Source organism: Pseudomonas sp. Ga0074129 (assembly GCA_001465025.1).
In the GTDB taxonomy this organism is placed as follows: Bacteria; Pseudomonadota; Gammaproteobacteria; order Pseudomonadales; family Pseudomonadaceae; genus Aquipseudomonas.
In genome coordinates, this window is the sequence record LNDO01000080.1 from 1 (window position 1) to 24089 (window position 24089).

The window sequence follows — 24089 nt, forward strand, 5'->3', positions numbered from 1 at the left end:
GCAGCGCTTGGGTTGAGCGCCCCGTGAGGGCCTTCACCGGTGGCGAGTGGAGATAACGAAAGTAGTTACAGAGTGCGCCCGCCATGTGCGGGCTTTTTCATGCCTGGAGAAAAGCATGACCCTATCTGAAATCCGCGCCCAGGCCATCGTGCCGGCCATGGCGCTGCTGCCGGCGTCCATGTACGCGCGCCCCAATGCCGTCGACGTGCTGCTATTGGCCACCCACCTGCAGGAAGCTCCCAACCGTGAGCAGTGCCAGTTGCCAGCCCGACCAGGGCAATGCGGGCCTGCGCGCGGGATCTTCCAGTTTGAACGCGGCGGCGGTGTGGCCGGTGTGCTGCGCCATCACGCCAGTCGGGAGCATGCCGTGGCGGTGTGTGATGCCTTGGGCATTGAACCGACCATTGACGGCATCTTTAACGCGCTGCCTGAGCAATGCGATGTGCTCGATGCTGCCATGGCCCGCCTGCTGTATTGGACGGACCGCAAGCCCATGCCCGGCGTGGGTGACGTTGAAGGCGCTTGGCAGTATTACCTGGACAACTGGCGGCCCGGTGCCTACTCGCGCGGCACCACCGCGCAGAAGTACGCCCTGCGCCGCAAGTGGGCGCAAAACTACGCCCGCGCCATGGATGAGGTGCTGGGATGATCGGCCTGCTGAGAGGTTTGCCCGGTTGGTCGTGGTGGCTGCTGGCGCTTGTGATCATTGCCGGCGGCCAGCAGGTGAGGGTGAGCATGGCCCAAGCCGATGCCGCCCAAGCCGCCACGGCGCTGGCTGACTACAAAACCGAGGTGGCCGAACGTGACCGCCTTGCAGCGGCCGACGCTCTGCAGGAAACAAAACGCCGCATCGCGGCCTTTGATGAGGTGCAACAACATGCCGAACAACAACTGCAAGTGGCCCGCGCTGATGCTGCTGGTGCTGCTGCCGCTCGTGAGCGCCTGCAACAGCGCCTCGCCGCTGCCGAGCAGCGCAGCCGAGCTGCCGGCAATACCATCACTGCCCAGCTCAGCCAGGCAGCCGACACCACCGCCCGAGTGCGAGCCGACCTGCTCAGCCGGATTGGTGAGGCTGCTGGACTCTATGCAGCCGTTGCCGATGAGCGGGGAATAGCTGGCAGCAGTTGTGAGCGCGCTTTTGATTCGTTGGGTGGGGATGGTTAAGCGTGCCCAGGGCGGGCAAGGAAGGGGCAAATAAAAAAGGTTGCTGAAAAGTCGCTGAGTCGGGCCTAAAACAGCCTTAATCCACAACAACTTTCAGCAACCTTTTCTACTGCGGCCCAGTGTTTTCGGGCCTTGTTTGGTGGAGCCGGGGGGATTTGAACCCCCGTCCGCCAGTGTTCCGCTGTCGGTACTACATGCTTAGCCGTGTCTATTGAGTTAATCCGCAGCCGCCCGACGGGCAGGGTGCTTTGGACGAGTTGTGTAAGTTTTAGCCACTTTGTCCACAACGTACTACGCGGCGATCCTGTTCTGCATGACAATCACTTCAGGTTTACAGGCATCCCCTAGTGATCGCTGGAGCCGAAGCTACCAGAAGGACTAGTCGCGCCGCTTACGCAGCGAGAGCGTAGCCCTCGTAGTTTTCGTCATTGGCAACTATAAAAGTTGCAACAGTGGATTTACGACTTCTGTTACCAAGTCGGCATGCACCTAGAGTTTCACTACCGGCGTCGAATCCTAATCGGCCCCGAAACGGTTGCTACTCAATCTAGGACGCGAGTCTACGCCAAAGGTTCCACAGCGTCGACCCGGCATTTGCGCCTGCCCGCCCGCTTGAGCGTGTTGCAGGCTATGATTGGCCCCCCGTTTTTATCGTTCTGGGTGAGATTGCCGTATGCCAGGTGCGCCGCGTTACCCACTTCGCCAATGGATCTGGCGCGCGTTTGTACAGAGCGCCTTGATTCCGCTGATTCTGGTGGAGTCGGTGTTGATCACGGTTTACTTGCTGAGCAATGCGGCCATTCGCGACGCGCAGATTGAGCATTTGCAGCAGAGCGCGCTGACGGATTTGTCCACGGCGGTGGTGCGTGAAGGCCAGGTGATTGATGGGCGCTTGCGCTCCGTTGAGGCGCAGGTGCAGATTTTCCGTGACGCCACGCTGCAGGCGTTGCTTGATCCGCGTTTTCAGCCCGATGCGCTGGAGCGTGAGCGTCATGCCGTGACGGAGACGGGTGTGTTTTACACGCGCAGTGATGATGGCCGTGCGGCGTCTTTCTATGCCAACAGCACGCCGCTGGCGCAGCAGGATCATGCCAAGGCGCTGCGTTTGTCGCAGGTCGATCCGCTTATGCGTTCAATTCAGGCGGCCAACCCACGGGTGGCGGCGGCCTATTTCAACAGTTGGGACAGTTACAACCGCATTTATCCCTTCTTTATGACGCCCGAGCAGTATCCCCATGACATGGTGATACCCGACTACAACTTCTATTACCTGGCCGATGCCAAGCACAACCCCGAGCGCAAGGTGGCTTGGGCGGATGTCTACCTGGACCCGGCCGGGCTTGGTTGGATGATGTCGGCGGTGGCACCGGTGTATCGCGGTGATTTCCTCGAAGGTGTGGTGGGCCTGGATATCACCGTGGGGCAAATGCTGAGCGAGATTGGTGAGCTGGATGTGCCATGGAAGGGCTATGCCATGCTGGTCAGCCGCGACCACAACATCATGGCCCTGCCTGCGGCGGGGGAAGACGATTTTGGCCTGCGCGAGCTGACCGAGTATTCCTACGCCGAAGCGGTGCGCCGCGAGGTGCTCAAACCGGAAGATTTCAACCTGGCCAACCGCGCCGACATGCAACCCTTACTGGCGGCGATGGCGGCTGGGCAGGGCAATGTGCAGGAGGTCGACCTCGGTGGGCGCAAGCAGCTGATTGCTTGGAGTGAGATTCCGCAAACCGGCTGGAAGCTGCTGCTGGTGGTGGATGAGACGCATATTTTCAGTGAGACCAATCGCCTGGCGGAGCGCTACCTGCATATCGGCTATTTGCTGATTGCCGGCTTGGTGGTGTTTTACCTGTTGTTCTTCGCCTTGATGTGGATGCGTTCGCGGCAGTTGAGCGAGCAGCTGGTACGGCCGATTACTGGAATTGTCGAGATGATGCGCGGGCTGGGTCAGGGCCAGTTCCACCCTGCTGCGCCGACCAGTCAGATCGACGAGTTGAGCAGCATGGCCACGGCGGTTCAGCAAACCGGCGAACAGCTCCAGGCCAGCGAAACTCAGCGCGTGGAGGCGCAGCGGATTTTGCAGTTGGTGCTGGAAAGCACCACGGAAAGCCTCTGGGAAGTTGAATCGCCGAACATGACCATCAGCCTCAGTGAACGCTTTATCAAGCGCTTTGGTTTGCCGCAGGCGCACATGATTTTCAGCGAATTCAACCAGCGCGTGCATCCCGACGACCTGGAGCGCATTCGGCATTTGCGCCAGTTGTTTGTCAGCAGCGGTGAAGACCGGTTTGAGGCGGAATACCGTTACGCCGATGCCAAGGGTGATTACGTCTGGTTGCTCAGTCGCGGCAAGGTGCTGGAGCGTGACAGCGAGGGGCGCGCGCTGCGGGTGGCGGGCACCCATGTGGACATCACCCACCTCAAGCAGGTGCAGGAAGATTTGCGCCGCGTCAGCTTGCAGGCGCAGGCCGCCAGCCAGGCCAAGAGCCGTTTTCTGTCGAGCATGAGTCATGAACTGCGCACGCCGCTTAATGCGATATGCGGCTTCGGTCAGTTGATTGAACTGGAAACCCAGGACAAAGCCGATGCCAAGCAAGAAGCCGATTACGCCCGCGAGATCGTCAATGCCAGCCGGCATCTGACCTCATTGGTGGACGATATTCTCGACCTCTCCAGCATCGAAAGCCGCCGTCAGCAATTGAAATTGCAGCCCGTGGAAGTGGGCGCGCTGCTGCACGGCTGTGCCGAGTTGGTGCAGCCAGATGTGCAACAGCGGCAACTGCAATTACACGTATTGGCCGAAGCCGATGCCGGTTTGTATGTGCAGGCCGACATGCGCCGGGTGCGTCAGGTGCTGCTCAACCTGCTGTCCAATGCGATCAAGTACAACAGCGCGCAAGGCATGGTACGCATGGGTTACGAAGTGCGTTCCGACTGCGTGCGGCTGTGGGTGGAAGACAACGGCGCAGGCCTGACGCCGGAGCAGCAGAGCAACCTGTTCCAGCCGTTCCAGCGTTTGGGCCGTGAAAACTCCAACATTCCTGGCACTGGCATCGGCCTGGTGTTGTGCCGTGAGTTGGCCCATCTGATGGCCGGCGAAATTGGCTTTAGCAGCAGTGCCGGTATGGGCAGCCGCTTCTGGATTGATTTACCCGGTGCAGCCGCGCCGGCGGCTCAGGCGGCTGTGCAGGCTGAACCGGCTGCGGCGCAGCCACAGCAATTGGCCGAAGTGCTGTGCGTGGAAGATCACCCCGCCTGCCTTAAAGTGGTCCAGGAAGCGTTGCGTGAGTTTGCCACTGTGCGCGGTGCCGGCTCGGTGCAGCGCGCCTTGGCGGAGTTGGAGTTGTGCACCCCGACGCTGCTGTTGCTGGACATCGACCTGCCCGATGGCGATGGCCTGGACGTGCTCGATGCCATGCGCCAGAACCCGCGTTTGCAGGCGGTGCCGGTGCTGGTGATCAGTGCGGTGGCCGATGAAAACTTGTTTGCGGAGGCCCGCCGTCGTGGGGCGCAGGCGTGCCTTGCCAAGCCAATTGACTTGGCGCAGGTGCGGCAGATTGCCCTTCGCTTACTCGGCCAGGCCTTATAAAACGCGCCGGGCTTGTGGGCTCGGCGCGCTGTTGGCTATTACGGCGCCGCGCGGCTGACGCGGTCGAGCAAATACACCAGCCCGTGATAATCGATACCGCCGTGCTGGCTCAGGCCGATTTCGCAGGTGCGGCTGGTGCTGATGCCTTCCTCGCAGTATTGCACCGCTGACTTCAGGCTGCGCAGGGCGTGGTCGTTCAGCTCGGGTGTGGTAAAGCCCTTATCGCCGGCAAAGCCGCAGCAGTGAATGCCTTCGGGAATCACCACCTCTGAGGTGCAGCGCCTAACGATATCGATCAGCCCTTGTGCCTCGCCCAGGTGCTGGGTGCTGCAGGTGACGTGCACGGCGACCGGTTTGTCCTGTGGGGTGATGTGCAGGCGGTCGAGCAAGTGTTCGCGGATAAATTTCACCGGGTCATGCAAATTCAGACGGCTGTCGAGGCCGTCCTGCATCAGCCGCAAGGTGCACGGGCTGGTGTCGCAGTAGATCGGATCAAGGCCGCCACGGCTGGCTTTTAGCAGTGCGTCGATCAATTCCTGTTTTTTGCGTTCGGCCTGCTCGGCATAGCCTTTGGACGCGAACGGCTGGCCGCAGCAGAGGCTGTCCAGCTCGGCCGGGAATACCACCTGAAAGCCGCCTTTTTCCAGCAGCGCGCGGGTTTTGTCGAGTAATGGCATTTGCTCGCGATCACCCACGGCCGGGCCCATGGCGCGGGACACGCAAGCGGCTAGATAGACCACCCGTGGCCGGGTATCCGCTATCACGGCCGGCACTTGCAGGCGCTGCACCGCTTGCGGCATGGCGGGTGTCCACTGCGGTACGCGGCCCTGACTGGCTTTGCTCAGCGCCGCCGAGGTGCGCGCCAATAAAGGTGCACCCAAGACGCGGCGCGCGCTGTTGGCCACGTAGAGCATCAGCCGTGCGCCTTGCAGGGCGCGGTGGAAGTTATTGGCCAGCCAGTCGGCGCTGCGCGGGCTGTTGGCGTCGCGGGCGCGCAGTTGGCGCACCAGATCGCCGGTGTTGATGCCCACCGGGCAGCGTTGCGCGCACAGGCCAGTGGCGGCGCAGGTGTCGATGCCCTGGTATTGGTAGGCCGCTTCCAGCTCGCGGGTATCGATGCCGGCACGTTTTTTTGCCTGAATATCGCGCCAGATGACGATGCGTTGGCGCGGGCTTAAGGTCAGCCCTTTCGACGGGCACACCGGCTCACAGAAACCGCACTCGATGCACTTGTCGACGATCTCGTCGGCGGCCGGCAGCGGCTTGAGGTTTTTCAGGTGGATGTCGCGATCTTCGCAGAGGATCACGTCCGGGTTGAGAATGCCTTGTGGGTCGAGCAGGCGCTTGATCTGCCACATCAGCTGGTAGGCATCGGTGCCCCATTCCAATTCAACGAAAGGTGCCATGTTGCGCCCGGTGCCGTGCTCGGCTTTCAACGAGCCGCCGAACTCCACGGCCACCAGGTGTGCGACGTCCTGCATAAAGGCTTCGTAGCGGGCCTTTTCCGCCTCGCTGTCAAAGCCTTGGGTGAAGACGAAGTGCAGGTTGCCTTCCAACGCGTGGCCGAAAATGATCGCTTCGTCGTAGCCGTGCTTATCGAACAGGGCGAGCAGGCGGTTGACGCCTTCGGCGAGTTGTTCGATGGGGAAGGTGACGTCTTCGATGATCACCGTGGTGCCGGTCTGGCGCACCGCGCCAACGGCGGGGAAGGTGTCTTTGCGGATCTTCCACAGCAGGTTGTAAACGGCCGGGTCTTCGCTGAAATCCACCTGCTTTTCCAGTGGAAAGTCAGCGATGGACGCCATGATCAGTTGCAGCTGCTCGTGCAGCAGGCTCTGGCTAGCGGCGCGCGATTCGATCAGCAGGGCGCAGGCGTGGTCAGACAGGCTTTTGACCCATTCCGGCATACCGGGTTTGTTTTGCACCGAACGCATGCTGCGCCGGTCGAGCAATTCCACGGCGGACACCGGCTGCTGTTTGAGCACGGTGACGGCGCGGCAGCAGCTTTCGACATCGGGGAACACCAGCAGGGCGCTGGCCTTATGCGGGTGATCGGGCACGGTGTTGTAAGTCACCGCGCTGATAAAGCCCAGAGTTCCCTCGGACCCGACCAGCAGGTGGCTGAGGATGTCGATGGGCTGGTCATAGTCGACCAGTGCATTTAAGGACAGGCCGGTGGTGTTTTTCAGACGGTATTTGTGGCGGATTTTTGCCGCCAGTTCGCTGTTGGCGCGAGTATGTTTGCCCAGCTCGTTCAGCGCATTGAGCAAGCTGGCGTGGCTGGCAAAAAAACGCGTGACGCTGTGCGGGTCTTCGGTGTCCAGCACTGTGCCATCGGCCAGCACCAAGCGGATGCCAGCCAGGGTGTGGTAGGTGTTGTGCGCGGTGCCGCAGCACATGCCGCTGGCGTTGTTGGCGACGATGCCGCCGATTTTGCAGGCGTTGATCGACGCCGGATCAGGGCCGATTTTGCGTTGAAAGGGCGCGAGTACGGCATTCGCTTGAGCACCGATCACCCCCGGTTGCAGGCGGATCTGGCTGCCTTGGCCGCGGACTTCGCGGCCGTTCCAGTTATCGCCCAGCACGATCAGCACCGAGTCGCTGATGGCCTGCCCAGACAGGCTGGTGCCGGCGGCGCGGAAGGTCACGGGCACCTGATGGGTGCTGGCCAGCTTGAGCAGGTCAACCACTTCCAGCTCCGCCTCGACACGCACCACCAGCTTGGGGATCAGCCGGTAGAAGCTGGCGTCGGTGCCAAAGGCCAGGGTCGACAGCGGGTCGTCGAAACGCCGCTCAGCAGGGATCAGGCGTTCGACGGCGGTGAGAAAGGCGCTGGGCAAGCTCATGGGGGCTCCGGTGATCAGCGGTAATGCGAGTGGTCTCCCTTCTCCCTAATGAGAGAGGGGGCGGGGGAGAGGGACGGCTCGGGTGCGGTTTTGTGCTTGCCCTCTCCCTAACCCTCTCCCGGAGGGAGAGGGGATAACGGCTTAGCGACCCAGTTCGCGCACCAGCGAGTCGGCATTGATTTCGCTGATCGACTTGGCCCCGGTCAGCACCATGGCCACGCGCATTTCCTTCTCGATCAGGTCCAGCAGGTTGCTCACCCCCGCGCCACCGGCAGCGGCCAGGGCGTAGATAAAGGCGCGACCGAGCATCACCGTGTCCGCACCGAGGGCGATCATGCGCACCACGTCCAGACCGGTGCGAATGCCGGAGTCGGCCAGAATCGCCAGATCGCCTTTCACGGCATCGGCAATCGCCGGTAGGGCACGGGCGCTGGACATCACGCCATCAAGCTGACGGCCACCGTGGTTGGAGACGACGATGCCGTCGGCGCCGAAGCTCACAGCGTCCTTGGCGTCCTGGGGGTCGAGGATGCCCTTGATCACCATTGGGCCGTCCCAGAACTCGCGAATCCATTCCAGGTCTTTCCAGCTGATCGACGGGTCGAAGTTGTTGCCCAGCCAGCCGATGTAGTCTGCCAGGCCCGTGGGGTTGCCCCGGTAGGCAGAGATATTGCCCAGGTCATGGGGCTTACCCAGCAGGCCGACATCCCAGGCCCAGCGCGGGTGGGTCATGGCTTGCAGCATGCGGCGCACGGGGGCGTTCGGGCCGCTCATGCCAGAGTGGGCGTCGCGGTAGCGCGCGCCGGGCACCGGCATGTCGACGGTAAAAACCAGGGTGGTGACGCCAGCAGCCTTGGCGCGCTCCAGGGCGTTTTTCATAAAGCCACGGTCTTTCAGCACATAGAGCTGAAACCACATCGGCCGGTCGATGGCCGGCGCGACTTCTTCAATCGGGCACACCGACACGGTCGACAGGGTAAAAGGGATGCCTTTGGCGGCGGCGGCCTTGGCGGCCTGCACTTCACCGCGACGGGCGTACATGCCGGTTAAACCGACCGGGGCCAGGGCCACCGGCATGCTCAGGGTTTCATTGAATAAGCGGGTTTCCAGGCTCAGTTCCGACATGTTGCGCAGCACGCGCTGGCGCAGGGCAATGTCCGCTAGATCGGCGACGTTGCGCTTAAGGGTGTGCTCGGCATAGGCACCGCCGTCGATGTAGTGAAACAGAAACGGCGGCAGCCGGCGTTGCGCGGCGGCGCGGTAGTCGGTGGAGGCAGAAATGATCATGGAATCACCCAAGCAGGAAAAAGGGTTGCAGCGAAACGTCAATGCGCGCCGCCCAAGCAGCGCGCATTCAGGCGTTTATCAGCTCGCCATCAGTGGGTCGCTAACGCCCAACACATAAACCGCAAACATCGCGATCAGGCCGGTAAACAGCACGTAGTACAGGGTAGGCCAAACGGTTTTGCGCAGGATGCTGCCTTCGCGACCCAGCAGGCCCACGGTGGCCGATGCGGCGACCACGTTGTGGATTGCCACCATGTTGCCCGCAGCCGCACCAACGGCCTGCACCGCGACAATCAGCGCGCTGGAAATGCCCAGGCTGCTGGCCACGCCGAACTGGAACTGGCTGAACATCATGTTGCTCACCGTGTTGGAACCGGCAATAAACGCGCCCAGTGCACCAATGCTCGGGGCCAGGAGCGGGTAGATACCGCCCACGCTGTCAGCCACCCAGCGCGCCATCAGGATCGGCATGCTCGACAGTTCGGCGGCGTTAACCCCGGAGTTGATCAGGATGCGCACCATCGGCACGGTAAACAGCAGCACGAAGCCGGCGCTGAGCAATACACTGGACGACTCTTTCACCGCTGCGCCCAACTCGCGCAGTTTCATGCCATGCAGGAAGAAAGTGGCGATGACCACGGTGACCAGAATCCCGCCCGGCAGATAGAGTGGATCGAAGCTGGCACCGATGCCGGTTTCGCCCAGCAGGTCGGGGAATTTCAATGCCACGCCCTTCAGCGCTGCACCGACTTCTGGGAATACCCGGCTGATCACCAGCAGCACACCCACCAGCACATAAGGCAGCCAGGCGCGCAGAGCGCTCATCGGTTTGGCTGTCAGGTCGTCGAGTTTCATCTCCACGCTGCCCAACCACTCGGCCGGCCATTGGTCGGCCGGGGCGAAATCCCAGGTGGTTTTCGGCAGCAGAAAGCCCATGCGCGCAGCGCTGGTGACAATTGCCAGGCCGATCAGGCCACCGCCCAGTGACGGGAACTCGGGGCCGAGGAATACACCGGTCAGCACGTAAGGCACGGTAAAGGCCAGTCCGGCGAAAATGGCAAACGGCAGCACTTCAAAGCCGGCTTTCCAGCTTTTTTCGGCACCGAAGAAGCGCGTCAGCATCAGCACCATAATCAGCGGCATCACAGTGCCGACGATGGCGTGAATGATCGCCACTTCACTGGTGATCAGTTGCAGGAACTGCGCCCAGGACGAGCCCTGTGCAACCAACTGAGCGCCGATGGTGGCGCTGTCCATGCCTGTGTTCAGGCCGACGATGATCGGTGTACCCACCGCGCCGAAGGACACCGGTGTGCTTTGCACCAACATGCCGAGCAACACAGCCGCCATGGCCGGGAAGCCGATGGCCACCAGCAACGGTGCCGCGATGGCAGCCGGTGTGCCGAAGCCCGAGGCGCCTTCGATAAAGCAGCCGAACAGCCAGGCGATGATGATTGCCTGAATGCGCCGATCCGGGCTGATGGTGGCAAAGCCGGCGCGAATCGCGGTGATGCCGCCGGAGTGTTTAAGGGTGTTGAGCAGCAGAATCGCGCCAAAGATGATCCACAACAAACCGAGGGTAATCAGCAACCCTTGCACGGTGGACGCCAGCACGCGGTTGAAACTCATGTCCCAGGCAAACAAACCCACCGCAGCGGTGACCAGGTAAACCAGTGGCATGGCGTGTTTGGCCGGCCAGCGCAGACCAACCAGCAAAATGGCGGCCAGCAGAATCGGTGAGAAGGCCAGTAGAGCAAGAAGACCAGTCGACATGGTGCTCTCTCCTTAGCGCTGCGCAATGCGCATGAGTGGGTGCAGGGAGGCATCGCGTGGCAATGCAGCGTCAGGTAAGTGCAAGAGAGCCGGCATGGGTAGACCTCGTGGGTTCTTGGAATTGTTTTTAGTGTGGTTAATTGGTAATACCAATTTACAAGACTGCGCGGTCAGGGTAAAAGTGCGGCCTCTGACCTGTCAATTAGCTGCCTTACGACTTTGGTCGTAAGGCGATGCCTTGCGGGGGTAAAGGCACGGCGATAGGCTTGCCGGCAGCGGGCCGCAAAGGCCCATGGCAGGTGGTCAAACCAGTGGGGTGTGGGTATGGAAGTGGGATCGGTGCGTCAGCGCCGTTTGTCGGACGATATCGTCAGCCAGCTGGAAACCATGATTCTTGAAGGCACGCTCAAGGCTGGTGAACGTCTACCGGCTGAACGCGTTCTGGCTGAGCAGTTCGGCGTATCCCGGCCCTCACTGCGCGAGGCGATTCAAAAGCTGGCGGCCAAGGGCTTGCTGGTCAGCCGTCACGGCGGTGGCAACTATGTGGCCGAAGCCCTTGGCTCGACCTTTAGCGACCCGCTGTTGCACTTGCTGGAAAGTAACCCCGAAGCTCAGCGTGACCTGCTTGAGTTTCGCCACACGCTAGAAGGCTCCTGCGCCTTCTACGCCGCCCAGCGCGCCACCGAACTGGATCGCCAGCGCCTGACCGAGGCCTTTGCCGCGCTGCAGGATTGCTACAGCCGCAGCGGCAAGGTCACCCGCGCTGAAGAGGGAGCGGCCGATGCCAACTTCCATTTGGCGATTGCCGAAGCCAGCCATAACGCCGTGCTGCTGCACACCATTCGCGGGCTGTTTGACCTGCTCAAGCGCAACGTGGTGACCAACATTGGCGGCATGTATGCCCAGCGTGATGAAACCCGCGACATGTTGATCGACCAACACCGTGCGCTGTATCAGGCGATTATCGAAGGCCGCGCCGAGGACGCCCGCGCGCTGTCCAACCGGCATATCGATTACGTGCAGGAAGTGCTGGCCGACGTGCAGCAGCAGGCCCGTCGCGAAGAACGGGCACAGCGCCGGGGCCTCAACACACCGCGTTAGTCACCCGCGAGAACTGATCCGTTAGGCCTGCGCCACCGCTTCGTTTGCTGTGAACCTAACGGACTGGGGGGCGGGTTTTCGGCAGACGCACCGCGACCTCAAGACCGCCCAGAGGTGAGTCATTCAGGCTGATGCTGCCCCGGTGCAACTCCACTACGCGGCGCACGATGGAGAGCCCAAGCCCGGCCCCTTGACCGGTACCCAAGCGGAAAAACCGCTCGAACAGTTTGGCCCGCTGCGCCTGTGGCACGCCGGGGCCGCTGTCTTGAATGCGCACGGTGAGGGCGTCAGGTTCGTCCTCCAGCAGCACCTGAATAGATCCGCCTGGCGGGGTGTATTGCACGGCGTTGCTGATGAGGTTTTGCAGCAAGGTGCCCAGGCTCGGGCCGTCGGCCAGCAAGTGGTAATCAGCGTGTTCGGCGGCGTGCAGGCTCAGCTCTTGTTCACGGTCGAGCGCCAGTGGAATCAGCTCGGCCAGCTCATTGCGGACAAAATCCAGCAGGTCCAGTTCGCGCATGGCCAGTTGCACCACATTCGGGTCCAGTCGAGCCAGGGTGAGCAACTGCGCCACCACCCGCGTGGCCCGTTCAACGCCGCCACCGAGTTGGCGCAGCGCTTCATTGCGGTCGTCAGGATCGGGGGCTTCCAAGGCGTTTTGCGCATGGATACGCAGCACCGCCAAGGGCGTACGCAGTTCATGGGCGGCATCGGCAATAAAGCGCTTTTCCTGATCCAGCAACTGGTTGACCTGCATCAGCAAGCGATTGAGCGCGCTGCCCATCGGTTCCAATTCATGTGGCAACGGGCCAAACAGCAGCGGTGACAGGTTGTCGGGCGCACGCGCCTTGATCGCTTCGGCCATGCGCTGCAAAGGCTGCAAACCCCAGCCCACCGCCAACCACAGGAGCAAGGCGAGTATCGGTAAGCCAATCAGCAGGGGTTGCAGGCTGCGCTGGGCAATTTTATCGGACAACTCGCCGCGCACATCCTCGCGCTCACCGACCAAAACCCAGTGGTGATCGAGGCTGTTGTGCAGCACAAATACGCGCCAGCGGTGCTGGTCAAGGGTCAGGGTGTGATAGCCGACCAGGTATTTGGCCAGGCGAGTGAGGCGTTCGCTCTGTGTCAGCCCGTTGTCGGGCAGGGTCAGGCCGAGCTGCGCGATCATTTCGCTGAGCAGGCCTTTGGGCGCACTGGCTGACTGGAACACCAGCTCGCCGTTGTCATTGAGCATCTGGAACGCCAGCTTGCTTTCGTAATGATGCCCGAGCAGGCCATCGAGATCGCGATTGCTGTTTTTCAGCAACAATGCCTCGTCCAGGGCGGTTTGCAGGTCGCGGCGCGACTCGGCGGATAACTCATGCCGCGCTAGGCCCATCAGCACCCGTGAGGTTTGTGCCAGCTGGGCGTCGAATAACTCTTCCACTTCATGACTGGCGTCGCTGTAGATCTTGTGGCTGATCAGGCCCATGGCCAGGCTCAACAAGCTCAGCAGCAATACCAGCAAACGTGCCCGGATCGAGCACCACAACTTGGGCATGTTATTTGTCCACCAGATAGCCAACACCGCGCACGGTGCGTATCAGCTCGCTAAAGAATTTTTTGCGCAGGTGATGCACATGCACCTCCAGCGCGTTGCTCTCCAGTTCTTCGCCCCAGCCGTAGAGCGCTTGCTGCAGCTTGTCGCGGGTTAGCACCCGGCCAGGCTGGGCGAGCAGTTCGTGCAGCAGGAGAAATTCCTTGCGCGGCAGGTTCACCGGTTGGCCCTGATAGCTGACGGACTGGCTGACCGGATCAAGGGTGATGCCACGGTATTCCAACATCGGTTGCGGGCGATTGAAGCTGCGCCGCAGCAACGCCCGCAGGCGCGCCTTGAGTTCGGCCACATCGAAGGGTTTGACAAGGTAATCATCGGCCCCGGCATCCAGCCCGGCGATGCGGTCGCTGGTGGCATCGCGCGCGGTCAGTACCAGCACCGGCACCGGGTTGGCGGCGGCGCGCAGGTGTTTAAGCACTTGCAGGCCATCCATGCGCGGTAAACCCAGGTCGAGAATCGCCAGCTCGAAGCTTTCCGTGCTCAAGGCGTGCAGGGCACTGCTGCCATCTTGCAGCCAATCGACGGTGTAGCCTTCTGGCTTGAGTGCGGTGCGAATGCCCTCGGCGAGGGCGATGTCATCTTCTACCAGCAAAATGCGCATTTCGAGTGTTCCGTGATGGCCATAACCGCCCTGCGAGACTACCAGACGACTGGGGTCTGCTGTTGCCGGGTCTTGGGTCTGTAAGGTGATTATTGACGTTGTGCGCTTATGCTCTTGAGCAGCGCGTTGATGTCCTGCTTGCGTCCTTCGTCGGCCAGTTGGCGGCCCGGGCGTGGGGGCGCTTGCAGGGCTTTTTCCAGTGCAGCGTTGGCTTCATCGAAGCGTTTGCTACGGGCCAGGTAATCGCCATAGAAGTAGTTGGGGTCGATGCCGTCCGGGTTGATGCTCAGGGCTTTTTGCAGCAGGGCCTCGGCTTTTTCGTCATCGCCAAACCCCACCGGCCAGCCCGGTACTTGGTAGTACAGGCTGCCCAGGCTGGTATAGGCCGAGCCGGAGAGCGCCTGTGCATCCAGTGTTAATGCGTGCTCAAGGCTGGCCTTGGCTTCTTTGACCAGCCCCAGTGCCCCCAAGCCCCCTTTAGCCCCGGCGTAGGTGCTGAGGATGATGCCTTGCCAGATCTGCAGTTCGGCGGCGTCCGGTTCGGCCGCCACGGCTTTTTGTGCGTCCTCGCTGAGGCTGGCGAAGGCCTTTTCGCGTTGCTCCTTGGGCAGCTGGTAATTGATCTCGGCCCAGCGTGCTTGCAGGGTTTGTAGCTGGGTCTGACCTTGCTCGCTGAGGGCAAAGCTGGGCAGGCTGGTCAGGCAGAGCAGGGTGCAGGCGATGGTACGGATAAGCTTCATGGGGTGTCCTCTCAGGCTTTGTTGCGCGCAAAGCGCAGGATGATTGGCAGTTGTTTGCGCAGGGCTTGATCAACCACACGTGGCAGCAGGCTGTTGAGCCGCACGAAGAGTTGTTCTGGCCAGCCGAGGTAGCGCTCTTCGTCCTCGCGGCGCAGGGTGGCCAGCAGTTGTGCGGCGACGGTGTGCGGGTCGTCCATGCTGACCTTGAGCTGGTCGTTCATGTTCACCACGGCGCTGCTGTTCATGCTGGTGCGGGTGGCGCGGGGGGCGAAGTAAATAACCTTCATGGGTGTGTCCGCCAACTCGCGGCGCAGGGCTTCGGAGAAACCGCGCAGGGCAAATTTGCTGGCGCAATACGCGGTGAAACCGGGGTAGCCGATGGAGCCGAAGGTCGACCCGAGATTGACCACCAGCGCCCGGCCCTGCTGACGCAGCAGCGGCAGCAGGCGATGGGTCAGTTGCAGGGTGGCGGTGACGTTGAGTTCAATCAGTTCGGCGATGGCGCTTTCTTCATGCTGCTCCAGCAAGCCGAAGTGATTGACCCCGGCGGCGTTGATCAGCGTATTGATGCCGCCAAAGCGCTGCGCCGCCGCCAACACGTCTTCACGTCCGCTGGTTTGACGAATATCGGCGGCTACGATGGCCACGTTGCCGCTGTGCGTCTGGGCCAGCGCTTGCAAAGCGGCGCTTTGACGGCCGACCAAGAGCAATTGCGCCCCTTCGGCGAGCAAGGCGCTGACCAGCGCTTGGCCAATCCCGCCACTGGCCCCGGTGATGACGGCGCGGCATTCAGAAATTTTCATAGGGTGTCCTCAGGTACTCACGTGCTCAGGGGCAGGCTGCGGAACATATCGCCGTACAGGCGGTAGACCACCTTGGCGGTGTGCACCACGGCCGCTTTGTCATCGTCGTTGTCTAACTGGTTCATCAGTTTCTTGAAGAACTCGATGTGCTCCAGGTCAAGGCTGCCGTGGGAACTGAGGTAGCTGAAGGCCTTGTTCGGCAGTTGCAGCTTGTCCTGAATCACCCCCGCCACCTGGGTGGCGAGGGCGATGCTGGTGCCTTCCAGTACGTTGACCATGCCGAAGAAACTCACCGGGTTATGCCGCGCGATGCGGTCATACACGTAGCTGACCATCAATTCGGTCGACAGGTGCGGCAGGCCGTTGCGCACGGCTTCTTTGTCGGCACCGCAGGCGGCGATGTCGTTGAGTACCCATTCCTGGTGGCCCTTTTCTTCGTCGATGTATTCGGCAATTGCCTCGCGCAGCCACTCCAGTCGCTCCGGCAGGCGTGCGCCACAAGCCATCAGCAGCGGCACGGTGTGTTTGACGTGGTGATAGGCCTCGGTGAGAAAGGCCACGTAGCTGTTCAGGCTGACGGTGCCGGCCATGGCCTGGGCAATGATCGGGGCGCCGAGCAGGTAGTTGCGTTCAGCGCTGGTTTGTTCGAGCAGGGATTCATAGAAGCTCATCAGGCATCTCCGTAGCAGGGTTCGGTCGTCATCACTTGTTCGATGGCGTGTTGGTAGTGGTTAAACAGGGCGGTGCGGCGCAGCCGGCCGTTGCTGGTGGCCAGCGTGTTGGCGCTGCTGAAGGGCTGTTCGGCGCGCAGCCAGTGGTGCACGCGGGCGTAGTCGGGCAGGGCTTGGTTGGCCGTCGCCACGGCTTCGGCCAATTGGCTGTCAGGGGTGTTCGGGAAGCGCGGCACCAGCACCGCCACGTTGCCCGGCAGGGCTTCGCCGTGCAGCCAGGCCTGGGCGATGGGCAGTTGCTGAACCAGTTCGGCCTCGACCCATTCCGGGTTGACGTTGCGGCCAAAGGCGGTGATGAACTGGTGCTTCTTGCGCCCGTGCAGCACCAGAAACGGGCCGTCGAAATGGCCCAGATCACCGGTGCCCAGCCATTCTTCTGCCGGGCTTGGCTCGCCCAGGTAACCGAGCAAACGCGGGCCTTTGACCAGCACTTCGCCGTCTGCCCCCAGGCTTACCTGCAGGTGCGGCAAAGGTTGGCCAACGCTGCCGATGCGGCGGTTTTCCGGGGTGTTCAGGCACACCACCGAAGCGCATTCAGAGAGGCCGTAACCCTCAAAGACGGGTAAGCCCAACGCCTCGGCACGTTGCAGCAATTGGCTGGCGACGCGGCCACCGCCGACGGCGATAAAACGCAGGCTGTTCGGCAGGGGCAAGCGACGTTCGGCGGCGCTGACCAGTGCCAGCAGCAACTGCGGCAGCAGGATCAGGCTGTTGGGCTGAGCCTGAGCCAGCGCGGCCAAAAAGCGCGGCAGGTCAAACTGGCTGGCACCGAGCAGGCCGATCTGCGCCATCGGCATTAATTCAACCTGTGCACCGGCCAGCAGCGGGGCATAGACCCCGGCGATGTTCTCCAGCAGCGTGGCCAAGGGCAGCACGCACAGGTGACGTTCGACCGCGCAGCTGGCGCTGGCTTGCACCAGGCTCTGCGCTACGGCCAGTTGCGTGGCGCTGTCCAGGCACACTCCTTTGGGTTGCCCGGTGGTGCCCGAGGTGTAGGTGATCTTGCAGGTGCCGGCGGGCAGTTCGCTGACTTGCGCCCGTGGTCGTTGTTGAAGGCCAGCGCTGCTGGGGCTGAAACCCAGTGCGTCATACAGCGGGCTGGTCGGGCCGATCAGGCAGTCAATGCCAGCGCTGTCCAGCACGTGCGCTTGCTGGCTGCTGGAAAAGAAGCCGGGCAGCGGCACGCAGACCAGCCCGGCATGCAGCACAGCGAGGTCCCAGAGCACCCAGTCAATGCCGTTATCCAGCGCCAATGCGACGCGCTGTGCGCCGAGATCGAGCAGCTGCTTGCTGCGCTGGTCGACCTCTTGCAGCAGTTGGCTGTAGCTCAATTGGCGCTCGTTTTCACGCAACGCCGCGGCGTTGCCAAAGGCGCTCAGGCTGGCGAAAAAGCGATCAGCTGCAGGCCACATGGGGCATGTCCTCCAGAGCATAAAAAGCCTGATGGGCGAGGCGCGGGTAAGCACCCAGTTGCAGCAGGCGCTGGTGCCCGGCATAAATGTCGCCGGCCATGACCTGTGGCCGGTTGTCGTAGTAAGTGCCCCAGTCGGCTTGTTCATCGCCCAGGCATTCGGGGTTGGCCGCGCCCAGCGCCACAGGCGTCAGGCCCAAGCGCTGAAAGCTGTTGAGCAAAGCCAAGGTGCCGGTAAAGCAGACCCAGCGATAACCCAGCGCCACCAGCAGATCCGTCAGCGCCACAATCAGCAGGCGCGCGGCACCCGGGCTGGCGGCGGCCAGGTTGCCAACCTCGACCAACTGCGCGCGTTGTGCGGTTTGCGCGCCCTGTTTGGCGGTGATCACCTGTTCCACCGGCTGTTGTAGGTAGCGCTCCAGAAACAACGGCGCACCGGCCGCGCTGCGCAAACCCACGGCCCCCAGCAACTGGCCGCTGCCATCTTCCAGGCTCAATAGGCTGGGCATGAAGTGGCGGATATGCGCCCGGTGATGGACGGCGAAGCGCTCGCTGATAAAGGCTTCAATAGCAGCGCGACGCGGGCTTTGCCGATTGGCCAGATACAGGTTGAACGGCTGTTCGCGACCGATCTGTGCAAGCGCAGTGTCTGAATACACCCAAGGCAGCTCCATGGTAGGAACCTCATTTGTGAACATGGGTGTGAGTGTCTGCCTGCAGGCTTAACCGCAAATTAAGTCGCAAAAAAATCCGTATCGCCGTCGTCGTTGGCATTTCATCGCTTGCGCTGCAACCGCAACAGCCCCTAGCCTGCTGGGGCCTGCCTGCAACCTGACTGCGGGTGGGATTTGTCCTGACCTTAAGCGCCTACGCTCGGAGATCGTTATGCCCACTATGGATACTGAGCAACAACTGGCGGCCCGTCGGGCCATCCTGCAACACCCTGACGCGCAGGACTGCACCGTGTACCGCGCCGATGAGCAAGACCCTGAGGCTGAGGAAGTGGATCTGGGTGATGCCAAGGTGCTGTTCTGCGGCCCCTTCGAAGCACCGGCGGATTGGGACGCGGCGGAGCGCGAAGATTATTTCGGCGAAAGCGCGCCCGAGTTGTTCGTCAACGCGCGCATTGAGAGCGAAGCCAAGCCGGGCAGCACTGATCACTTCACCGTCGATATCGGTGATTACGTGGCGGCTCAGTCTGGCGAGGGTGAAGTTGTGATGTTCTATGTGCACGACTACCTGGAAGACGACACCGGCTGCACCTACGTGCTACTACGTGACGAGGAAGTGCTGGAGTAAGCCAGCCCAGCGCGGCTGTAGCCGGCGTTGAACACCGCGAAGCCCAACGGGTCGTGACAGGTCTTGTTGGGCTTCGTCGCTTTGCTCCTCAACCCAACCTACGTGCTGGAATAAACCGGTTCATCGCGGCTATGCGCCGGTAGGTTGGCGTTGAGCGCAGCGAAGCCCAACGGGTTGTGACAGGTCTCGTTGCGCTTCGTCGCTTTGCTCCTCAATCGTATCTACCACTGACCGTCGATCAACCCATCTGCGTTGTAGTACCGGGCTATTACCCGCGACCGCTGTATCGGCAGCAGACTGTGGCCTTCTCAGTTCATTCAAGGAGCAGGCACATGGCGGCGAAGAAGATTCTCATGCTGGTCGGCGACTACGTCGAAGACTACGAAGTGATGGTGCCGTTTCAGGCATTGCTGATGGTAGGGCATCAGGTGCACGCCGTGTGCCCGGAAAAAACCGCCGGGCAGACGGTGCGCACCGCCATCCATGATTTTGAAGGCGAGCAAACCTACAGCGAAAAGCCGGGGCATAACTTTGCCTTGAATTTCGATTTTGCTCAGGTAAAGGCCGACGATTACGACGCGCTGCTCATTCCCGGTGGCCGCGCCCCGGAGTACTTGCGCCTGAATGCGCAGGTGCTGGCGCTGGTGCAGGCGTTCGATCACGCCGGTAAACCGATTGCCGCGGTCTGTCATGGCGCGCAATTGCTCGCGGCAGCCGGCGTGCTGAAGGGGCGTGAGTGCAGCGCTTATCCTGCCTGCGGCCCGGAAGTGACGCTGGCGGGCGGGCGCTATATCGACATCGCCGTGGATCAGGCGCATGTTCAAGGTAATTTGGTGACGGCCCCAGCCTGGCCGGCGCATCCCAACTGGCTGGCGGCGTTTCTCGGCCTGCTGGGTACGCAGATCACGCTGTAAACCTTTGGGCAAGACCGTAGCCCGGATGAAGTCCGGGAGCGCCTGCACGTTAGGGTCCCGGATTGCATCCGGGCTACGTATGTATGAGGGCCTGCTTGCAGGCCCCTGTCATTGAGGAGCCGCCATGTGCGAGCTGTATGTCAAAGCCGATCCGATTCTGTATGAGTCCCGTGCCCGCTCGCTGCGGATTCGCGGCGTGGTCACCACCCTGCGTCTGGAAAATCAGTTTTGGGACATCCTGCGCGAGATTGCCGAAGTCGATGGCATGACCACCAATCAGCTGATCACCAAGCTGTATGACGAGGTCATGGACTATCGCGGTGAGGTGGTTAATTTCGCGTCGTTTTTGCGCGTCAGTTGCACGCGGTATTTGAGTCAGCGGCCATCGGTTGCGCAAAGCCCGGCGCGCTTGAGTGTGTTACGCGGCTGACCTGGATCAGTGTCGCGTCCGAGCGACACGGCTCTAATAGCGCGGTCAATCTGTTCGCTGCGTCGGTTTGCCTCAGGCGGCCTGCGCGGTGGCGGTTCCGGCTATTATCGCGCCCCCTTTGCTCGGGTATTTCCTGTGTTGCCTAAACACTCCCACCGCTTCGGTAACTGGCTTGGCCTTGCGGCCATGTGCCTGTTGCTGCTCGGGCCTTTGCTGGGGCAGGGGTTGGCGTTGGGGCAGTCGTCCACGGACTGGCAGTGGCTCGACGAGCTGGCGTGCGGCGACCATAAAGCGTCCGACATGCCGCAGGCGCATGCCGATGAGTGGGCCAAATGCGGCTATTGCACACTCCTGTTGTCATCGCCGGCATTATTCAACACCTCGCCATTTGCGCCGCCGCGCGTGGTGGCAGCCCCCGCCGTTTCTCCCTTCGCTGATCCCGCGTTACCGCCGGGCGGTGTCTTCCCCGGTGCGCAATCGCGCGCACCGCCTCGTCAGGCCTGACACACGTTTTTCAGCGTGTGTTTCACCTTGCTTTTTGATTCAGCGTCACCGCGCCTATGCCTATGCAAGGTGCGGGCGCTGCTGTGAATGCATTGCCTGACAGGATTTTTACCTATGTCTGCACCTCGTTACGCCCGTTCTGTTGCCCTTATCAGTTTGATGAGCCCGCTGGCCCTGGCAGTTGCCGCTGAAGTCAGCCCGAAAGCCCAGGCCGAATACCTGCAATTGCCCGATACCCTTGTGCAAGGCCAGTCCCCGGTTGAAGCCACCGAGCAGCCCAGCGCCGAGCGCATCAGCAGCCTGATTCCGGCAACCTCTGATACCGCTTCACTGCTGCGCGATGTGCCGGGCGTGAGCCTTAACGGCGCGGGTGGTTTTTCCAGCCTGCCGGCCATTCGCGGCCTGAGTAATGACCGTTTGCGCATCAAGGTCGATGGCATGGACCTGATCGCCTCCTGCCCCAACCATATGAACCCGGCCTTGTCTTACGTGGCCCCCAGCAACCTGGGCAAGTTGCAGGTGTTGGCCGGGATTACTCCGGTCAGCTTGGGCGGTGACAGCATTGGCGGCACCATCGTGGCGCAGAGTCAGGAGCCGGTTTTCGCTGAGGCCGGAGCCGAGAGCCTTAATCAAGGTGAGGTGGGTGGTTTCTGGCGCAGTAATAACGACGCACGCGGCGGCAATGCCTCGGTGATGCACGCCAGCGAGGTGTTCCACATCCGTTACAGCGGCAGTTACAGCAAGGCCAACAACTACATGGCCGGGTCTGACTTTAAAGACAGCACCGCCACGGGGCGGGTGGGAGAGGGCGCGGCGCTGGATGAAGTGGCGTCCAGTGCCTTCGAGCGCCGTGACCATGAGTTGGGCATGGCCTACAAGCTGGGTGAGGACGTGCTGGCGCTGACCTTGGGCTATCAGCAGGTGCCGCAAGAACTGTTCCCCAACCAGCGCATGGACATGACTGACAACAGTCAGCAACGCATCAACCTGCGCCATACCGCGCAGTTCGAGTGGGGCCGTCTTGAAACGCAGCTGTATCACGAACAGGTCGAGCACAAGATGGACTTCGGTCCGGACAAGCGCTTCTGGTATGGCAGTGCTTCCGGGGCGGGCAGTGCCTGCAGCCCGATCAGCGCCACCTGCGCCGCCGGTATGCCGATGGAGAGTGAAGGCAAAACCCTGGGCCTTAACCTCAAGGCCACGGTCGAGTTGACCGAACATGATCTGCTGCGCATCGGCAGCGAATACCAGCGCTACCGTTTGAATGACTACTGGCCGGCCTCCGGTGGCGGCATGTGGCCCGGCACCTTTGAGAACATCAACGACGGTGAGCGTGACCGCATCGGCGTCTTTGGCGAGTGGGAGCGGCAGATCAACCCCGCCTGGCTGACCTTGCTCGGTCTGCGCTATGAGCACGTCGCCACCGATGCCGGCGAGGTAAAAGGCTACGCCGATACCAACGGCATGGGCATGATGCTGAACAATCAGCGCCGTGATTCGGCCGCCTTCAATGCCCGTGATCGCAGCCAGCGTGACCACAACATCGACCTGACCGCCCTGGCCCGTTACAACCATGACGCCCATCTCGACCTTGAGTTCGGTGTGGCGCGCAAGGTGCGCTCGCCCAATCTGTATGAGCGTTACACCTGGTCCACCTGGGCCATGGCTGCGACCATGAATAACTTTGTCGGCGACGGTAACGGTTATGTCGGCGATGTCGACCTCAAGCCGGAAGCCGCGCACATCGCTTCGGTCACACTGGACTGGCACAGCGAAGATCGCCGTCATGAGCTTAAGGTCACGCCGTTCTACACCTACATCAACGACTTCATCGATGCGCAGGCCCTGCCAGGCCAAACGGTCGTTGCTGACCAGTTCAACGTGCTGCAGTACAGCAACCAGTCCGCGCGCATTTATGGCGTCGATGTGGCCGGGCGTATGCCGCTGCTGCGCAATGACTTGGGGCAGTGGGGCGTGCAGGCGGTGGTGAATTACAGCAACGGCAAAAACCGTGACACGGGCGATGCGCTCTACAACATCATGCCGCTCAACACCACGCTGTCCCTGACGCAACAACAGGGTGGCTGGAGCAACAGCCTGGAAATGGTCAGCGTTCAAGCCAAAAACGATGGTTCGACGGTGCGCAATGAAATCCAGACGGCGGGCTACAGCCTGTTCAACCTGCGGTTGAGCCACAGCTGGGACAACCTGCGGGTGGATGTGGGCGTGGAGAACCTGGCCGACAAGTTCTATTACCTGCCAACCGGCGGCGCTTACACCGCGCAGGGCCGCACCATGTCGATGAATGGCATTCCTTGGGGCACGGCGGTGCCGGGCATGGGCCGCTCGTTCTACACCGGCTTTAGCCTGCGCTTTTAACGCGCGAGGGTGCAGCGCCCGCGGGTGCTGCGCCCTGCCGGTTCAGGTATGGGCGCGGGCCGGTGCACGGCTGGCCCATTGCACAGTGAGGATGCTGCCCAGCACCGCCACCAAGCCCAGCAGTGCGATCCCGGTCAGTCGCTGATCGAGTAACAACCAACCCAGCAACACCGCCACCAACGGGCTGAGTAAGCCCAGCGACGACACCGCCACCGGTGCCAGGCGGGCAATGCCGCGAAACCACAGGCCATACGCCAGCAGCGCGCCGAACACGCACAGGTAGGCATAGCCCAACCAGTGCTGTGGGCTGAGCGTGGGCAGAGGTGGGTCTATCCAGTAGGCCAGCGGCAGCAGCAACAGGCCGCCCAGCAACAACTGCCAGCCGGTAAACGCCAGCAGAGGCGGCGACAATTGCCAGCGCCGCGTCAGGTAGGTGCCACTGGCCATGCAGGCGGTGCCGACAAAGGCGGCGACAATGCCGATCAGGTCCCAGCGGGCGCCCGGTGCCAACAGCAGCGCGGCCATCCCGGCAATGCCCACCACACTGGCCACTACGGCGGCGCTGGCCGGCCGTTGATGATCCAGCGACCACACCAGCCCCATCATCAGCAGCGGTTGAATCGCCCCGACCACCGCCGCCAGACCGCCCGGCAAGCGGTAAGCCGCGACAAACAACAACGCCTGAAAGAAGCCAATATTCAATGCCGCCAGAACCAGCAGGCGCGGCCAGTCTCGGCGTGCCGGCCAGTAACGGCTGTACAGCACCAACAGCAAGCCCGCCGGCAACGCACGCAGCAGCGCCGCCGTAAAGGGACGATCCGGCGGCAGCAGTTCGGTGGTGACGATGTAGGTCGACCCCCAGATGGCCGGGGCCAACGCGGTCATCAACACATTCAGCCACGTGTTATTCATGGCAACGC

The 24089-nt window shown here is 61.9% G+C and carries 20 protein-coding genes and 1 other RNA gene; 9 read left to right on the forward strand and 12 right to left on the reverse strand.

What is annotated here, in order from left to right; genetic code table 11:
* The first annotated feature begins 115 nt into the window (after positions 1 to 115).
* Together AUK77_RS10795 and AUK77_RS10800 are read left to right on the forward strand one after the other, a co-directional pair.
* A complete protein-coding gene (locus AUK77_RS10795) occupies positions 116 to 649 on the forward strand; it encodes a hypothetical protein (protein WP_296129406.1) in 534 nt (177 codons plus the stop codon).
* Positions 646 to 1164 carry a DUF2514 family protein gene (locus AUK77_RS10800; RefSeq protein WP_296129408.1) on the forward strand — a complete coding sequence of 173 codons (519 nt, stop codon included), beginning with the start codon at positions 646 to 648 and terminating at the stop codon, positions 1162 to 1164. Before AUK77_RS10795 ends, AUK77_RS10800 begins: the two co-directional genes overlap by 4 nt.
* Before the next feature lie 137 nt (positions 1165 to 1301).
* On the opposite strand, the gene ssrA is transcribed toward AUK77_RS10800, so the two are convergent.
* Positions 1302 to 1692, reverse strand: a transfer-messenger RNA (tmRNA) gene (ssrA, locus tag AUK77_RS10805).
* A 145-nt stretch (positions 1693 to 1837) separates the two neighbouring features.
* Here ssrA and AUK77_RS10810 point away from each other — a divergent pair.
* Positions 1838 to 4753 (forward strand): ATP-binding protein, encoded by a 2916-nt coding sequence (locus tag AUK77_RS10810; RefSeq protein WP_296129411.1) that lies wholly within the window; start codon positions 1838 to 1840, stop codon positions 4751 to 4753.
* A gap of 38 nt (positions 4754 to 4791) precedes the next feature.
* Here AUK77_RS10810 and AUK77_RS10815 read toward each other — a convergent pair whose 3' ends face one another.
* From AUK77_RS10815 to AUK77_RS10825, 3 genes are all read right to left on the reverse strand, one after another.
* Positions 4792 to 7599, reverse strand: coding sequence for an FAD-binding and (Fe-S)-binding domain-containing protein (locus tag AUK77_RS10815; protein WP_296129414.1), 2808 nt, complete (start codon positions 7597 to 7599; stop codon positions 4792 to 4794).
* A 141-nt stretch (positions 7600 to 7740) separates the two neighbouring features.
* Positions 7741 to 8886 (reverse strand): FMN-dependent L-lactate dehydrogenase LldD, encoded by a 1146-nt coding sequence (gene lldD, locus AUK77_RS10820; protein WP_296129417.1) that lies wholly within the window; start codon positions 8884 to 8886, stop codon positions 7741 to 7743.
* Between the two features lie 78 nt (positions 8887 to 8964).
* Positions 8965 to 10659 carry an L-lactate permease gene (locus AUK77_RS10825; protein ID WP_296129420.1) on the reverse strand — a complete coding sequence of 565 codons (1695 nt, stop codon included), beginning with the start codon at positions 10657 to 10659 and terminating at the stop codon, positions 8965 to 8967.
* A gap of 324 nt (positions 10660 to 10983) precedes the next feature.
* Here AUK77_RS10825 and AUK77_RS10830 point away from each other — a divergent pair, with 324 nt between their 5' ends.
* Positions 10984 to 11760 carry an FCD domain-containing protein gene (locus AUK77_RS10830; RefSeq protein WP_296129423.1) on the forward strand — a complete coding sequence of 259 codons (777 nt, stop codon included), beginning with the start codon at positions 10984 to 10986 and terminating at the stop codon, positions 11758 to 11760.
* Between the two features lie 55 nt (positions 11761 to 11815).
* Here AUK77_RS10830 and AUK77_RS10835 read toward each other — a convergent pair whose 3' ends face one another.
* The 7 genes from AUK77_RS10835 to AUK77_RS10865 form a co-directional block, all read right to left on the reverse strand.
* The gene (locus AUK77_RS10835) at positions 11816 to 13300 is read right to left on the reverse strand and encodes an ATP-binding protein (RefSeq protein WP_296129426.1); all 1485 of its coding nucleotides are present in this window, start codon (positions 13298 to 13300) and stop codon (positions 11816 to 11818) included.
* Position 13301: 1 nt separating this feature from the next.
* Complete coding sequence (locus tag AUK77_RS10840; protein ID WP_296129431.1) at positions 13302 to 13958, reverse strand: response regulator transcription factor; 657 nt, start codon at positions 13956 to 13958, stop codon at positions 13302 to 13304.
* Between the two features lie 89 nt (positions 13959 to 14047).
* Positions 14048 to 14698, reverse strand: a complete 651-nt coding sequence (locus AUK77_RS10845; RefSeq protein WP_296129433.1) for a tetratricopeptide repeat protein — start codon at positions 14696 to 14698, stop codon at positions 14048 to 14050.
* Positions 14699 to 14709: 11 nt separating this feature from the next.
* A complete protein-coding gene (locus AUK77_RS10850) occupies positions 14710 to 15501 on the reverse strand; it encodes an SDR family oxidoreductase (protein WP_296129436.1) in 792 nt (263 codons plus the stop codon).
* Positions 15502 to 15518: 17 nt separating this feature from the next.
* Positions 15519 to 16172 carry an iron-containing redox enzyme family protein gene (locus tag AUK77_RS10855; protein WP_296129439.1) on the reverse strand — a complete coding sequence of 218 codons (654 nt, stop codon included), beginning with the start codon at positions 16170 to 16172 and terminating at the stop codon, positions 15519 to 15521.
* Entirely contained in the window at positions 16172 to 17644 is a 1473-nt protein-coding gene (locus AUK77_RS10860) for an AMP-binding protein (RefSeq protein WP_296129441.1), read from the reverse strand. Before AUK77_RS10860 ends, AUK77_RS10855 begins: the two co-directional genes overlap by 1 nt.
* A complete protein-coding gene (locus AUK77_RS10865) occupies positions 17628 to 18317 on the reverse strand; it encodes a thermostable hemolysin (protein ID WP_296129444.1) in 690 nt (229 codons plus the stop codon). The genes AUK77_RS10860 and AUK77_RS10865 overlap by 17 nt, the downstream gene beginning before the upstream one ends.
* 211 nt (positions 18318 to 18528) lie before the next feature.
* On the opposite strand from AUK77_RS10865, the gene AUK77_RS10870 reads away from it, so the two are divergent.
* The 5 genes from AUK77_RS10870 to AUK77_RS10890 all read left to right on the forward strand — a co-directional run bounded on the left by AUK77_RS10870 (position 18529) and on the right by AUK77_RS10890 (position 23169).
* Positions 18529 to 18942 (forward strand): hypothetical protein, encoded by a 414-nt coding sequence (locus tag AUK77_RS10870; RefSeq protein ID WP_296129446.1) that lies wholly within the window; start codon positions 18529 to 18531, stop codon positions 18940 to 18942.
* A 332-nt stretch (positions 18943 to 19274) separates the two neighbouring features.
* Positions 19275 to 19856 carry a DJ-1/PfpI family protein gene (locus tag AUK77_RS10875; protein ID WP_296129449.1) on the forward strand — a complete coding sequence of 194 codons (582 nt, stop codon included), beginning with the start codon at positions 19275 to 19277 and terminating at the stop codon, positions 19854 to 19856.
* Between the two features lie 124 nt (positions 19857 to 19980).
* Positions 19981 to 20286, forward strand: a complete 306-nt coding sequence (locus tag AUK77_RS10880; RefSeq protein WP_108488900.1) for a ribbon-helix-helix domain-containing protein — start codon at positions 19981 to 19983, stop codon at positions 20284 to 20286.
* Between the two features lie 135 nt (positions 20287 to 20421).
* On the forward strand, positions 20422 to 20790 hold the full coding sequence (locus AUK77_RS10885; protein ID WP_296129452.1) for a DUF2946 domain-containing protein: 369 nt from the start codon (positions 20422 to 20424) through the stop codon (positions 20788 to 20790).
* A gap of 114 nt (positions 20791 to 20904) precedes the next feature.
* Positions 20905 to 23169: a TonB-dependent receptor gene (locus tag AUK77_RS10890; RefSeq protein ID WP_296129454.1), complete on the forward strand. Its 2265-nt coding sequence runs from the start codon at positions 20905 to 20907 to the stop codon at positions 23167 to 23169.
* A 42-nt stretch (positions 23170 to 23211) separates the two neighbouring features.
* Here the strand turns inward: AUK77_RS10890 and AUK77_RS10895 are convergent, their stop codons facing one another.
* Entirely contained in the window at positions 23212 to 24081 is an 870-nt protein-coding gene (locus AUK77_RS10895) for an EamA family transporter (RefSeq protein WP_296129457.1), read from the reverse strand.
* Positions 24082 to 24089: the final 8 nt, after the last annotated feature.

What these genes read in the sequence shown, in the direction of transcription:
- AUK77_RS10795 (WP_296129406.1), top strand. Translation starts at nt 116, where the DNA reads ATGACCCTATCTGAAATCCGCGCCCAGGCCATCGTGCCGGCCATGGCG.
- AUK77_RS10800 (WP_296129408.1), top strand. Translation starts at nt 646, where the DNA reads ATGATCGGCCTGCTGAGAGGTTTGCCCGGTTGGTCGTGGTGGCTGCTG.
- AUK77_RS10810 (WP_296129411.1), top strand. Translation starts at nt 1,838, where the DNA reads ATGCCAGGTGCGCCGCGTTACCCACTTCGCCAATGGATCTGGCGCGCG.
- AUK77_RS10815 (WP_296129414.1), bottom strand. Translation starts at nt 7,599, where the DNA reads ATGAGCTTGCCCAGCGCCTTTCTCACCGCCGTCGAACGCCTGATCCCT.
- lldD (WP_296129417.1), bottom strand. Translation starts at nt 8,886, where the DNA reads ATGATCATTTCTGCCTCCACCGACTACCGCGCCGCCGCGCAACGCCGG.
- AUK77_RS10825 (WP_296129420.1), bottom strand. Translation starts at nt 10,659, where the DNA reads ATGTCGACTGGTCTTCTTGCTCTACTGGCCTTCTCACCGATTCTGCTG.
- AUK77_RS10830 (WP_296129423.1), top strand. Translation starts at nt 10,984, where the DNA reads ATGGAAGTGGGATCGGTGCGTCAGCGCCGTTTGTCGGACGATATCGTC.
- AUK77_RS10835 (WP_296129426.1), bottom strand. Translation starts at nt 13,300, where the DNA reads ATGCCCAAGTTGTGGTGCTCGATCCGGGCACGTTTGCTGGTATTGCTG.
- AUK77_RS10840 (WP_296129431.1), bottom strand. Translation starts at nt 13,958, where the DNA reads ATGCGCATTTTGCTGGTAGAAGATGACATCGCCCTCGCCGAGGGCATT.
- AUK77_RS10845 (WP_296129433.1), bottom strand. Translation starts at nt 14,698, where the DNA reads ATGAAGCTTATCCGTACCATCGCCTGCACCCTGCTCTGCCTGACCAGC.
- AUK77_RS10850 (WP_296129436.1), bottom strand. Translation starts at nt 15,501, where the DNA reads ATGAAAATTTCTGAATGCCGCGCCGTCATCACCGGGGCCAGTGGCGGG.
- AUK77_RS10855 (WP_296129439.1), bottom strand. Translation starts at nt 16,172, where the DNA reads ATGAGCTTCTATGAATCCCTGCTCGAACAAACCAGCGCTGAACGCAAC.
- AUK77_RS10860 (WP_296129441.1), bottom strand. Translation starts at nt 17,644, where the DNA reads ATGTGGCCTGCAGCTGATCGCTTTTTCGCCAGCCTGAGCGCCTTTGGC.
- AUK77_RS10865 (WP_296129444.1), bottom strand. Translation starts at nt 18,317, where the DNA reads ATGGAGCTGCCTTGGGTGTATTCAGACACTGCGCTTGCACAGATCGGT.
- AUK77_RS10870 (WP_296129446.1), top strand. Translation starts at nt 18,529, where the DNA reads ATGCCCACTATGGATACTGAGCAACAACTGGCGGCCCGTCGGGCCATC.
- AUK77_RS10875 (WP_296129449.1), top strand. Translation starts at nt 19,275, where the DNA reads ATGGCGGCGAAGAAGATTCTCATGCTGGTCGGCGACTACGTCGAAGAC.
- AUK77_RS10880 (WP_108488900.1), top strand. Translation starts at nt 19,981, where the DNA reads ATGTGCGAGCTGTATGTCAAAGCCGATCCGATTCTGTATGAGTCCCGT.
- AUK77_RS10890 (WP_296129454.1), top strand. Translation starts at nt 20,905, where the DNA reads ATGTCTGCACCTCGTTACGCCCGTTCTGTTGCCCTTATCAGTTTGATG.
- AUK77_RS10895 (WP_296129457.1), bottom strand. Translation starts at nt 24,081, where the DNA reads ATGAATAACACGTGGCTGAATGTGTTGATGACCGCGTTGGCCCCGGCC.